Origin of the sequence: Streptomyces sp. NPDC053560 (assembly GCF_044544605.1) — a bacterium.
Lineage (GTDB): Bacteria > Actinomycetota > Actinomycetes > Streptomycetales > Streptomycetaceae > Streptomyces.
Genome location: NZ_JBITXI010000008.1, coordinates 103855 through 116586 on the forward strand (window position 1 = coordinate 103855; position 12732 = coordinate 116586).

11 protein-coding genes are annotated in these 12732 nt (G+C 70.2%); 8 read left to right on the forward strand and 3 right to left on the reverse strand.

Translation table 11 applies throughout. From position 1 onward, the window contains the following. The first annotated feature begins 292 nt into the window (after nt 1–292). The 3 genes from ACIGQF_RS20200 (at nt 293) to ACIGQF_RS20210 (ending at nt 2499) form a co-directional block, all read left to right on the forward strand. Nucleotides 293–751, forward strand: a complete 459-nt coding sequence (locus ACIGQF_RS20200; RefSeq protein WP_399711839.1) for a hypothetical protein — start codon at nt 293–295, stop codon at nt 749–751. Between the two features lie 89 nt (nt 752–840). After that, on the forward strand, nt 841–1527 hold the full coding sequence (locus ACIGQF_RS20205) for a DUF305 domain-containing protein (protein WP_399711842.1): 687 nt from the start codon (nt 841–843) through the stop codon (nt 1525–1527). Nucleotides 1528–2136: 609 nt separating this feature from the next. Next, the gene (locus ACIGQF_RS20210; protein WP_399711844.1) at nt 2137–2499 is read left to right on the forward strand and encodes a hypothetical protein; all 363 of its coding nucleotides are present in this window, start codon (nt 2137–2139) and stop codon (nt 2497–2499) included. A gap of 102 nt (nt 2500–2601) precedes the next feature. On the opposite strand, the gene uppS is transcribed toward ACIGQF_RS20210, so the two are convergent. From uppS to ACIGQF_RS20225, 3 genes are read right to left on the reverse strand one after another with little or no spacing between them, the layout of a single operon-like run. Then, the gene (uppS, locus tag ACIGQF_RS20215; protein WP_399711846.1) at nt 2602–3348 is read right to left on the reverse strand and encodes a polyprenyl diphosphate synthase; all 747 of its coding nucleotides are present in this window, start codon (nt 3346–3348) and stop codon (nt 2602–2604) included. 52 nt (nt 3349–3400) lie between these two features. Beyond that, the gene (locus ACIGQF_RS20220) at nt 3401–4336 is read right to left on the reverse strand and encodes a hypothetical protein (RefSeq protein ID WP_399711848.1); all 936 of its coding nucleotides are present in this window, start codon (nt 4334–4336) and stop codon (nt 3401–3403) included. A gap of 17 nt (nt 4337–4353) precedes the next feature. After that, nucleotides 4354–5193 carry a methyltransferase domain-containing protein gene (locus tag ACIGQF_RS20225; protein ID WP_399711850.1) on the reverse strand — a complete coding sequence of 280 codons (840 nt, stop codon included), beginning with the start codon at nt 5191–5193 and terminating at the stop codon, nt 4354–4356. A gap of 756 nt (nt 5194–5949) precedes the next feature. On the opposite strand from ACIGQF_RS20225, the gene ACIGQF_RS20230 reads away from it, so the two are divergent. The 5 genes from ACIGQF_RS20230 (at nt 5950) to ACIGQF_RS20250 (ending at nt 12717) form a co-directional block, all read left to right on the forward strand. After that, nucleotides 5950–6117, forward strand: a complete 168-nt coding sequence (locus tag ACIGQF_RS20230) for a hypothetical protein (RefSeq protein WP_399711852.1) — start codon at nt 5950–5952, stop codon at nt 6115–6117. A 34-nt stretch (nt 6118–6151) separates the two neighbouring features. Continuing rightward, nucleotides 6152–6514, forward strand: a complete 363-nt coding sequence (locus ACIGQF_RS20235; protein WP_399711854.1) for a bifunctional 3-phenylpropionate/cinnamic acid dioxygenase ferredoxin subunit — start codon at nt 6152–6154, stop codon at nt 6512–6514. Between the two features lie 289 nt (nt 6515–6803). Then, entirely contained in the window at nt 6804–9704 is a 2901-nt protein-coding gene (gene asnB, locus ACIGQF_RS20240; RefSeq protein WP_399711856.1) for an asparagine synthase (glutamine-hydrolyzing), read from the forward strand. After that, on the forward strand, nt 9683–11146 hold the full coding sequence (locus tag ACIGQF_RS20245; RefSeq protein WP_399711858.1) for a dihydroorotase family protein: 1464 nt from the start codon (nt 9683–9685) through the stop codon (nt 11144–11146). The genes asnB and ACIGQF_RS20245 overlap by 22 nt, the downstream gene beginning before the upstream one ends. 644 nt (nt 11147–11790) lie before the next feature. Beyond that, the gene (locus ACIGQF_RS20250) at nt 11791–12717 is read left to right on the forward strand and encodes a LysR family transcriptional regulator (protein ID WP_399711859.1); all 927 of its coding nucleotides are present in this window, start codon (nt 11791–11793) and stop codon (nt 12715–12717) included. Nucleotides 12718–12732: the final 15 nt, after the last annotated feature.

Here is a 12732-nt window from a genome sequence, read left to right on the forward strand (position 1 = left end):
GAGGAGCTCCAGTTCAGCGGACGGGCGGCCCGCCGAGCAGTTCGAGCACCGGGCGGCCCGCCGAGCAGTTCGAGCACCGGGCCGCCCACGATGCCGAGGAGCACGGAGGCGCCCGCCCCCCCCACGGCACCCTTTTTCCTCTCGACCGGCGCGCTCAGCCGCCTTGCTCATCCCGACTCCCGACGAAGCCCTCGACCCTCTCCTGGGCCTCTCCACCGGCACACCTGGTGACCAGCAGGGAGCCGGCCGGAGTCCTTCGGTATGGTCGGGTGTGGAGGTCATATCTGTGCGTGTGAGCCGGAAGACGCAAGCGGCCGGTGCCTGGGGGCATCTGCTGCTCGTCGTCGTGCTCGCGCTGGGGATCTTCGTGATGCACACGCTGGGACACCCGAAGGACACCTCCGGGACCGGTACTCCCTTGGAGAGGGGAGCGGCCGCGCACGGTGCTGTCGCGAGCACCCACGCGGACCATGGCATGAATGCGGCGACGACACCGACAGTCGTCGTTTCCTCGCAGGCCGCGGAGCACGACGCGAAGGCGTCCTCGCACGCCCCCGGCATGGCGATGGACATGACCTCGCTGTGTGTGGCCGTGCTCGGCACGTGGGTCCTGACCGGCCTCCTCTGGGCGGCGCTCCGCCGCAGGACGGACTGGTTGGTACGGCTTCGTGCCGGTCTCCTGGCCGCCCTGCGTCCCGAGCCGCCACCGCGCAGACCCGTCCTCGCTCGCCTGTCAGTCCTGCGGATATAGGCCGAACAGCACCGCGGGCGCTTGCCGCTGCCCGCATCACCCGTTCGCCGCCCATTACGCAACGACAGACAAGTACGAGGTTTCCTGTCATGAACGCCATCAAGCGAAGCATCCACCGTCCGCGAACCCGCCGTATCGCCCTGGTCGGCACCGTCGCCGCCGCGGGGCTCCTCCTCGCCGCCTGCGGCGGCAACGACGACATGAGCGGCATGGACCACGGGAGCAAGAGCCCCTCGGCGAGTGCCACCTCCGGGAGCAACCCGGCACCGGGCGCGTTCAATGACGCGGACGTGATGTTCGCGCAGATGATGATCCCCCACCACGAGCAGGCCGTGAAGATGTCGCAGCTCGCCGACGGCCGCGCCAAGGACGCCGAGGTCAAGGACCTCGCCGGGGAGATCGAGAAGGCTCAGGGCCCCGAGATCGAGAAGATGGAGTCCTGGCTCAAGGCGTGGGGCAGGCCCACGTCGCCCAGCGGCGGCATGGAGCACAGCAGCATGCCCGGGATGGACCACGGCTCCGGCAGCTCCGAGGACTCCGGCATGTCCGGGATGATGTCCGACAAGGACATGAAGGAGCTCAAGGCCGTTAAGGGCACGGACTTCGACAAGATGTTCGCCAAGATGATGATCGACCACCACAACGGTGCGATCGATATGGCCAGGGACGAGCAGAAGAACGGCAAGAACACCACGGCGAAGAAGCTCGCCGATGACGTGGTCAAGGCCCAGTCCACCGAGGTCGAGCAGCTGAACAAGATCCTCGATCGGCTCTGACCAAGCGGTTCACGGGTCGGCCGCGGGCCTTTGCAGTTGGGGCCCGCGGCCGGCCCGTCGCTCTCGCCCTCATCCCCGCTGCCACCGGTCCGTCATCCCTGCCGGCACCGGCTCGCTGCGCATCGGTCCCTGTCGGCCACACGGTCATCAGGACCCTCCCATGAACATGCGCGGCAAGCTCTTCGTAGCTACTCACCAGGGCATCTACACCGCCGGGTAAGCACGGTGACCCGCAGCTCGTTGGCGAGCGCAATGGCGACTACATGGGCTTCACCGTGACCGGGGCCAGCACCTTCGTGGCCAGCGGTCATTTGGCGCCCGGAGACGACGACCCAGCAACTTCGGCCTCATCGAGAGCATCGGCGCCGGCAAGACCTGGAGGGACAAGTCGGTCGGCGGCGACCTCGACTTCCACGCCCTCGACGGTTCCCGGCGGGCAGCCGCAGGCCCGCACAACCTTCGACGCCAAGCACGTCATCGCCGCCACCCAAAATGGAGTCTTCGAACCGAAGGGCGGCGGTAGGACCGGACCTTCGCCAGGCGTCTCACCGTCGCATCCGGCGACGGTCACTGACAGACGTCGCCGTCGATCTGGCGTCCGCTCAGGTGGTGGTCTCGAAGGACAAACGCCTGAACTGCGACGATGTTGCAGCGGCCGTGTACGACAGCCGCGACCACGGGCATCACCACCCCGTCACTGCCAATGTTGTGTTCACCGACCGCGGCCAGCTGGAGGATGCCATCCGCAAGGGCATGCGCGCGCTCCAGCAGGCTCCACACCTGATCGACGGCTGCGTGACCGGCACCGGCCTACCACTTGACCCGGGTGTGACCCGCACCCGACAACCTCCGGGCTGGCGTGGAAGCCGCGCTGACCAGGTAGCGGGCGCGCACTGCGGGCCGGCAGGGCCGCCGGCCGCAAGGCACGGCGTCGTTCTGGTCCGCCAGGAGCTCGCCGGGGAGATGGCCTGATGCCCCAGGACCCGCGGCTCGGCGACGTCGACCCGGCCGGGGCCGCGCTCGGCGCGCTGGTCGCCGAGCGGGTGTGGGAGCTGCGTTGTGGGCGCCTGGGAGTCAGCGGCCGAAGCGGCGTTGACGGGTCGTGTAGGAGCGGAGCGCTCGGAGGAAGTCGACCTTGCGGAAGGCAGGCCAGCACCTCGGGCAGAAATAGAGCTCGGCCTGGTCGGCCTGCCAGGTGAGAAACCCGGACAGGCGTTGCTCGCCGGAAGTACGGATCACCAGGTCCGGGTCGGGCTGGCCGTGTGTGGCGAGCTGTTCCCCGAGGGATTCCGCGGTCAGCATATCGGCGATCGCCGTGGGATCTGTCTGATGCCGGAGGGCTGGACTGCGGAGGAAGTCCTGGACTGCGCGCACGATTTCCAGACGTCCGGTATAGCCCACGGCGAGGTTGACGGTCATGCCGATGCAGGCATCGGTTCTCTGGGCCGCCTTTTTGAAGAGGACTCTGCTCTCGGTGGGCAAGAGGTCGAGCGCACCCACGAGCTTGATCTGCCAGCGCTCCATATCGGCCAGCCCCTGGGCCATGCGTCCGGCGTGGGCGAGCAGTAACTCCACTTCGGGGGTGGTACGACGGAGGTTCCCGGCAGACAGGGTGTAAAAGGTGACGACTTCGATCCCGGCCTCGTCGCACCATTCGAGCACCTCAAAGGTTTTCTCCAGCCCCGGCCGGTACCCGTCCGACTTCTGCTTCTTCTGCTTCCGGGCCCAGGTCCGGTTTCCGTCCGGGATGATTCCGATGTGGCGCGGAAGCCGCGTGACATCGGTCCTGCGTGCCACGGCGCGCTCTGCGATGGTGCTCACCCCACGCACGCCGCACGCCTTCCCCTGCGGTCGGTCGCATACAGAGTCGTCTTCATCGCTCTGGCTCCGTGGTGGTGATGGCGTATGCGTCGGTAACGGTATGGAAGTGCGTCATGAACTTCAGAAACCGGTCGAGGTAGACGGCCTGACGTATGCCCGTGTCGATCAGCGGCTGCAGCAACTCGGCACAGTGAGCGTGCAGGTGGCCGAGGCGTCGGGCCACGTCATCCTGGGTGACGCCCGGCAGCAGAAGGGCATTGAGGTCCTTCCAGGCCCGATCGCGGTCGCAGGTGGCAAAGTCGTTCACCAGGCGCGCTGCCCGCTGCACTTCGTACGCCGCCGCCATCAGCACGTCGATGTTCTGGATCAATCCGGGTTCATCGGTGGAGATCCAGTGCGAAAGGGCGAGAAAGACGACCAGGACACTGTCTGCATTATCGAGGTACTGCTCCAAGGTCGGCAGCCGAGCACCACGCTTCGAGGCCGACTGGGCAGTTCGCCATTTCCACTCCCGTGCCATGGCCTCCAGCCCTCGCCGCAACGCCTGTGACCAGGCTGAGCCGAGCTGGGGGAACGCCGAGGAGGCGGCCAGACGGGCGCGGAGATCGACAAGGAACCCGGCCAGCCGGTCGTTCGGGGCGCAGTGCCCCTCCTCCACGGCCGTCATGCAACGGTGCACTACTGCCATGACGTGTTCGTATGAGTCCGCCGCGTAGTCGATCTCCCAGTCAACACGCAGTGCCCACAAGGTGGTGCGGCTGGTAGTACGCAGCTTCTCGTGGGGGAGCCACGGACTCATGACCGCCGGTGCCAGCGCTGTGGTCGTCAGCATCGCCTCGTCGCAGACAGGTGTGTGAAACAGCGGAGCGTAGGCCGTCACGCATTCCACCAGGTCCCGCACGCCCTCAACGCCCATCGCCACGGCGCGTCCGGCCGCCTCGGGGGAAAGGTTCGCGAGACTCGTGACCGCGCCCTCGGCCATGGACATGTCCGTGGGAGTGTCCGTCATCCCTCCACCACCGTCGTGCTGCAGGGCGCCTCCGCGCGGATATCCGTGACATAGACGGGCGTGACGCCCCGCAAGGCGAGGGGGTACCAATGCGCCCTGCCGAATGCAGTAAGTTCGGGCTCACCGGATGACGTCAGGGTCGGCCCGTCCCCCTCTCTGCGCACCATCGCCGCGTTGAACACGGTGTTGCCGTAGAGCCCCGTGTCTTCCACTCGGATCCGAGTGAAGCCGGCAACGCGCAGTGCACGCACGTAGTCGGCCGTTGAGCGGATCTCGCTGCGATAAGCCTGGTTCAGCTCCGCGAACGCCTGAGTCTCCACCGGGCTCAGCGGCCTGTCCTCCAGGAAGAGGTCCTTCACATACACGGAACCGTCGGGCTTGAGCACCCGCCTCGTCTCACGGAACAGGGACTCCAGGTCGGCGGAGTAACAAGCGGATTCCACGAAGTAGGCCGCCTCGAATGCGCCGTCGGGAAAAGGGAGGTGGTGGTAGTCGCCCACCGTGACGCGGACACGGTCGCCAAAGCCACAGGCTGCGACATACGCGCGTCCAGCCTCGGCCTGCACGGGCGACAGGGTGACTGCCTCGATCGATACCCCGGGCACGTGGCGTGCGATGTCAACCGCCGGACCGCATGCCCCGCAGCCGGCATCGAGCACCCGCATCCCGGGGCACAGTCCCGCCCGGTCGGCAATGGCCTGATTGGTCTCGCGTACCGGGCTGTCGCCAGCAGTTACAAGAGTGCCCGCCTGGTATGTATGCCCAAGGCCTTCAAGGATGACCGGAGTCATCGTGTCGTAGAGCCGTCGGACTTCCTCCACCGCGTGCGCGCACATTCCAACCACCCCGATACGACGCGTTGACCCACTCAGTCCGGCGCCCACAGCGGTGCTTGCGCTGCGCCGCTGGAGCAGGAGGTCCTGCCTTCGGTCCACCCGCTTCCGTGGCCTCGCTCCACGGTGGCTCCGTTCGGATCTTTCCCCGTCGGCACGAGCGCGATACTGAGAGTGCACGGTCGAATGAAGGTCTGGGGGAGCACACGGCGCATACAGGCACGCACCACGTGAGCCCGGGATAGCCACACGCTCCCCCGATGCCACGTGGGTCGAGCGCCAAGGGCCGCTTTTTCGCCAGCGAACCTTCACTGAGTACTGCCTCCACGGCTTGTGCCCGGTCTGCGGAAACGTGATCAGGCTGCGGCAGCGGCGCGACTCCGTCTACTGCTCGCCCCGGTGCCGTACGCGAGCCCGGCGGGCCCTGCAGGTGATCGTCCAGGGGGCCCGTGACGCTTCCGAACGGCCGTCGCAGCAGGCGCCACGGCGTGACGCCCGAGCGAAACGATGGATCTTCGCGATCTGGCAGCTGGGCCGCGTGCTGAGGCAGCATCGCCGCATCCTCAACTACGTGTGCCACCTCGGCGAGGAGGCCGACCACAGCCCGTTGCCGATCCAGGGTGAACCCCTCCACCCGGTCCGTGCGTCGGCCGCGTCCATGAACCGGGCGAGCACCTGCGCCCGTTGTCAGCGCGCCGTGCGCCCCTCAACCTCGTCCGAGCTCGCGCAGCCGGCACGCCTGTTGAGATGGAGGGCGACATGAGTGACGACACACGGACCGCCGCGCCGTCGCCGGAGGACGCGCTGCGCGAACCGGGCGGCCAGGAACAGGCCGGCGCGGCGCGACAGCCCCCGCCGGCGTGGGAGCTGAACGCCTTGACGCGGGTTCGGAGCCGCCCGCACACTGGCATCGCGCTGTTGCGCTGAACGCAATCCGTTTCACTATACGCACCGAGGTGTCATGATGATTCCCGCGTGCCGTCTCGTGGACCTGCCCCGAGGCGAGGCCTTCCGGCTCGACATCGATCCGCCCATCTCGGTATTCCATACCGACGACGGCGAGATCTTCGCCATCGACGACACCTGCACGCACCAGGACGCCTCGCTCGCCGACGGCTGGCTGGAGGGCTGCGAGGTGGAATGCCCCCTGCATTCCTCGAAGTTCGACCTCCGGACCGGAAGCGTCGACGCGCCGCCGGCCCGGCGTCCGGTCCGTACGCACGAGGTCCTCGTCGCGGACGGCATGGTCTACATCGAGCCGTCCACGGCAGCCCCCAACCTGCCGCCCTGCGTCGCGGCCCGCCTCACCGCGGGAAGCGTCTGAGGGGCAACGGCACCGCACGGCACCGAACCGCGGCCGAATTCACCTGGATGGGCTAATCGGGGTGAGGCCGGCCGGGCGCCGCATCTGTTGGGGGAGCGAGGATCCGCCGGCCCGCGGGGCGCATCGCGCCCGGTGACGAATTGCGGGCACCCGGCCGGCTGCCCAGCCTGAAAGCCGGAGACGCAGCCAACGCCACCGCGGTGTGCGCTCTCCGGCGAGGAGAGTGGGCGGCCGCCGGTTGTCGCGTCGTCCCGCGGGGCACCCGACCGAGGTTCGGTGATCCACGCGCATGTGCAGAATCTACGGACACTTCGACGCCCGGACCACACCGCACGAGCTCCGGTCGGTGGGCGCGCTCCAGCGGCACGGCGGCCCCGACGCGCAGACCCGTACGACCGGCGCCGGATGGGCCCTGGGCGTCGACCGGCTGGCCATTGTGGACCTCGACGGAGGTGAGCAGCCCTACACCTTGGGCGAGGGCATCGTGGCCGTCTTCAACGGCGAGATCTACAACCACGACGAGCTGCGCGACCTCCTCACCGCCCGCGGCCACACCTTCGCCGACCGCTGCGACGGTTCGGTGATTCCGGCGCTGTACCAGGAGTTCGGCCCCGCCTTCGCCGAACACCTCGACGGCATGTTCTCCGTGGCGGTCGTCGACCTGCGTACGGAACCCACCCTCTGGCTCGTCACCGACGACGTCGGCATGAAGCCGCTCTACTACCACTGGGACCAGGCGCGCGGACACCTGCACTTCTCCTCCGAGCTGCCCGCCCTGCTCGCCTTCCGCGCCGTCGCCGCGCGCCCCTGGGAACCGGGGCTGGACGCCTACCTCGCCACCAAGACCCCCTTCGGCGAACAGACCATGTTCGAGGGGGTCAAGGTGCTGCCGCCCGCTACCACCGCCCGCTTCACCCGCTCCGCCGGGCTCCGCCTCGTCCGGCGCTCGGCCGCCGGGCCGCCGGACGAGGACGACACGCAGCCGGACCCGGAGGAGGCCGCCGAACGCACGCTGGCCCTGCTGCGCCGCGAAGTCCACCGGCTCACCCGCGCCGACGTCCCGGTCTCCGCGGTCACCAGCGGCGGACTCGACTCCGGCCTCGTCACCGCGCTGGCCGCGGAGAAGGTCGCCGACCTGCACACCTTCAACATCGCCTACCGCGGCACCTGGCCCTACGACGAACGGGACTTCGCCCGCGAGGTCGCCGAACGCTGCGGCACCCGCCACCACCAGGTGGAGATCGACCCGGCGGACTTCCCCGGCCTGCTCCCGGACGTCATCTGGCACCTGGGCCAGCCCAACGCCGACCCGATCACGCTCAGCACCTACGCGTTGTTCCGTGCGGTGCGGGACGCCGGCTTCAAGGTGGCGCTCACCGGTGACGCGGCGGACGAACTCTTCGGCGGCTACGGCCGGATGAGGACCGCGGTCGACGCACCGTCAGGTACCGACTGGGTGGAACCGTACGTCGAGGCGCTGGCCGCCGTGCCCCGCGCGCTGCGCGAATCGCTCTACACCGAGGACTACCGCGCGTTCGTGCGGCAGGAGGGCTCCGTGGCCGACGGCATCGCCGAGCGGCTGCGCTCCGCCGGCACCGGCCGGCTGCGGACGCTCACGGACTTCGAGATCGCCTCCCGGATGCCGGCCTACCACCTGCGCCGCGTGGACCACCTGTCGATGTCGGCCTCGGTCGAGGTGCGGCTGCCGTTCTGCCAGCCGTCCCTCCTCCGGTACGCGCGTACCCTGCCGCAGGCGCTGAAGGTGGCGGGGGAGCAGGGCAAGAAGGTGCTCTACGGGGCGGCCGCCGGCCGGCTGCCCGACTCCGTGCTCCGCCGGCCCAAGCAGCCCTTCACCCTCCCGGTCACCGCCATGCTGCGGCCGGGCGAGGCGCTGATGGAGTACGCGCGGGAGCTCCTCACCGGCGAACGGCTGCGCCGCCGCGGCCAGTTGGACCCACAACGGGTGGCCGGGCTGTTCAAGCAGCAGGCCGATACGCCCAATGACACCGCCGCACTGGCCATCTGGTCGTTGCTGGTGCACGAGCTGTGGCTGGAGCAGTTCTGCCCCGCCGCCACCGGCCTGCCGGAAAGCGGCGGTGGTGGTGCCGTGGGGAGCCCGATGACCGCGCACATCGCGCAGGCGGAGGGCGCACCGTGCCCGACCGTGGTGCTGGACGCCGCCCGGCTGCCGCGGAACGAGGACGTGCTGCGGCCCGCGCTGACCACCGTAAGGGAGTGGCTGACCGACACCGGCCGGGGACATGTGCTCAAGATGGCGCTGGTGAACCCCTCGGAGCACCCGCTCTTCGACCTGGACTACCGCTTCGTCCAGGCGCTCCCCGGCGGATTGGACCGGTTCGACTTCCGGGGCAACTGCGGCCACTCCATCCTCGCGTCCATCGTCGCGGCGGAGGAACGCGGCTGGCTGCCGCGGCTGGCACCCGGCGGCCGCGTACGCGTCCGCGTACTCAACAACGGTGACCACGTGGTGTGCGAGGTGGACGAGGTACGCCGCCACAGCGGCAGTTTTACCGTGCACTTCGTCCAGGACACCGCGCTGCCGCTCACCCGGCTCCTCCTCACGGGCCGCACCATCGACCAGCTGCTGACCCGGGCCGGTGTGCACGATGCCTCGCTCGTCGCGGTGGGTAATCCGTATGTCTTCGTCGATGCGCGCTCGCTCGGCCTGACCAGCAAGGAAGCGTTGTTCGCGGCGGGGGAGCAGGTCTTCGGCCGGCTGCAGGACATCCGCACCGCCGCCACCGAACTGCTCGGCCTGCCCGGCGGCGGGGCCTTCCCCAAGATCGCGGCGGTGGGAGGTTACGAGTCGGGCAGGCTGGCCGTCCGGGCCGTCTCCGTACCCGGTTGGCACCCCAGCGTCGCGCTGACCGGGGCCACCTGCCTGGCCGCCGCGACCACCATCGCCGGTACCGTTCCGCACCGGCTGGCCACGGAAGCGGGCTGTCCCCGCGGCGCCATCGAGATCGACACCCCGAGCGGATCCACCGCCGCCACGGCGGCCGTCGTGCCCGCGGCCGACCAGGCACCCGGCGAGGACAACGAGTCCCTCGCGCTCCAGTGGGTCAGCGTCAGCCGTAAGCTCGCCCACCTGACCGGCAGCGCCCGCATCACCTCGCTGTGCGACTTCGACCCCCAGGAGGACCCGGTATGCCGGCCGCTGACCGCCTGACCAGGGGCGGCGACGCCGCCGCGAACGGGGGCCACGACCTCCTGGTGCGCAACGCGCGGGTGGTCACCCCGGACGGTGTGCTCCACGCCGGCGTGGCGGTCGACGGCGGCCGCATCACCGCGCTGACCGCACCGGACGCACGGACCGCCGCGCGGTCCGTACTGGACGCCGCGGGCCGCCACCTGCTGCCCGGTGTGATCGACTCGCATGTGCACTTCCGCACCCCCGGCCTGACGCACAAGGAGGACTGGGAGCACGGCAGCCGGGCGGCGGCGGCAGGGGGCGTGACCACCGTCATCGACATGCCCAACACCGAACCCCCGCTGACCGATCCGGAGCAGGCCGCCGGGAAGGCCGCGCTCATCGACGGCACCTCCCTGGTGGACTACCGCTTCCACTTCGGAGTGACCGAGGCGACCGTCGACCACCTCCGGCACCTCACCCCTCGGCACGCGACCTCGGTGAAGGTGTTCATGACCGGGCACCACACCGCACCACACGTCATCCGCGCCCCGGAGACCCTGGACAGGATCTTCGCCATCGCCGCCGAGCGGGGTCTCCGCCTGGTCCTGCACGCCGAGGACGACGGCGTGTTCACCCTGCTCGACGCATTTCTGGCCCCGCCGGACAGCTACGAGTCCTACGAGTCCCGCCGGCCGCGCAGCGGCGGAATCGTGGCCGCGGCCCGCGTCATCGAGCTGGTGCGCAAGCACGGCACCGCGGCGCACGTCGTGCACGTCTCCTCCGCCGAGGAGTCCGACCTGCTGCGTGCCGCGGCCGCTGCCGCACTGCCCCTCACCCATGAAGTCACCGCACACCACCTGTCGTTCTCCGCGTCCGACACCCGGCGGCTGGGCGCACGGCTGCGGCTCAGCCCGGCCCTCCGCACGTCCCACGACCAGGACCGGCTGTGGGCGGCGCTGATGGCCGGCGGCGTCGCCACGATCGGCAGCGACCACGCGCCGCACACCATCGAGGAGAAGGTACGGGCGGTGCCGGACGCACCGCCGGGACTGCCCGGCACGCAGGAGCTGCTGACCGCCGTCCACACCGGTATGCGACGCCGCCACCCGGGGCTGACGGCCGACGAAGCACTGCTGCGGGTCGCCCGGCTGGCCTCCGCAACGCCCGCCGACCTGTTCGGCCTGGCCGGGCGCAAGGGGCGCATCGTCCCGGGGCTGGACGCCGACTTCGTGCTCTTCGACGCCGAACGCACCTGGTTCCTGTCCGGGGAACACATCCGGTCCAAGTGCGGCTGGTCGGCCTACGAGGGCTGGACCTTCACCGGTCGCCCGGACGTCACCGTACGCCGCGGCGAGGTGATCTACGACGGCCGCGGCGCGCAGCCGTGGTTCGGCTCGCCCGACGGGATCTGGCTGACCGACGGAGTGACCGGCCCGGACCGCGCGGGCGCCGCCGGGGGCCCGTCCGGCAGCCGGTGAGCCCGGTGGCGCGGAGCGGCGCGCCACCGGGGCCCATCAGGCATCCACTCGGCCGGCGAGAGCCCGCGTCACGTCGCCGAGCACGGCACGCGCGGCGATCGGCCCGCCGGAGCTGTTCCACGGCCGAACCCTTGCTCACCACGGTGTGCTTCTCCCGCTCCGCCTTCAGCTTCGTGAAGTTCGCGACCTTCCGGGCCTCGCCGTACGCCTTCCTGCCGTCGGCCTGACTGCCGAGCGTGCCGAAGAACAGCTTCGCCGTCGATGGTGTCCAGCTTGGTTGGAGCATGGCGAGCTTCTCCATGTCGGGCTCGGCCACGGTGGCGACGACCTCGGCGTCCTTCGCCACCAGGTAGCTGGACACGCTCTGCTGGCCGCGTCCCGCGGTGGCCCCGACCGGCTGGCTGCCCAGCGCGAGCGCCGCGTCGAGGGTCGGCTCGCCCTACCTCGGCCGGCTGTTGTGGAACGAGCGCGAGCAGGGCCGCCTGCAGGGAGCACCGTCGGGCGCCCGGGGCGGGTGCACGGGGTTGTCCTATAGTGCCGCGCATGCGTACAGAAACACCCTGCGGTGCGGCCGTCGCACCGGACGGTCACCACCGTCCCCGCACCCCCGCCGAGCTGCACCTTCCGGCCCGGCGGGCGACATCATGACGCTGAATCAGCTGCGTGCTTTCGCCGAGGCGGAGCGGCTCGGTTCCTTCACCGCCGCGGCGGCCGCCATGGACATCGCGCAGGCCTCCGTGTCGGAGCTGGTGCGCCGTCTGGAGGAGGAACTCGACGCCGTCCTGTTCGTCCGCGGCAGCCGCCGGCTCGCCCTCACCGCGGCCGGGCGCGAGCTGCTGCCCTACGCACAGGAGACGCTGCGGGCGGCGGACAGCGGAGTGAAGGCGGTGCGGTCCCTCGGCTCGCTGGGCGGCGGCACCGCCACGTTCGGCGTCCTGCGCAACGCCGACTACTACCTCCTCGCCAACCTCGCGCAGACCTTCCACGCCCGGTACCCCGCCGTCCGCGTACGGCTCGTCGGCCAGAACTCCGCCGAGACCGCACACGCCGTCGCCGCAGGGAAGATCGAGGCGGGCCTGGTGGTGCTGCCGATCGACGACGAGGGCCTGGTCGTACGGCCGCTCATGCGGGACGAGGTCTTCTACGTCACCGCGGACCCGGAACGCGCCGCGGCGCCTGTGACCATCGAGGCCTTCGCCGCGGCGCCCCTCGTGCTGTACGACGCCCACTACGGCTGGCAGGACCCGACCCGGCGGCAGATCGCCGAGCGCGCCCAGCTGGCCGGCGTCCGGGTGGAACCGCTGATGGAGCTGGAACGCGTGGAAGCGGCGCTGAACCTCGCCGCCGCCGGGGTGGGCGACACCATCACCAGCCGTGCGGTGATCAACAGCCCCGGCTTCCCGGCCGGGCTGCACACCGCGCCCTTCGCCGAGCCGCTGTACGACACCATCGCCCTGGTCAGAAGGCGGGGCCACCCGCTGTCCCGGGCCACCCGCGAGCTCGCCCGCCTCGCCGAGGACACCATCCGCGAGCTTCGTGACGAGGCGCAGCGGGTGACGCCGGAACCATAGGAAAGAGCCATAGGA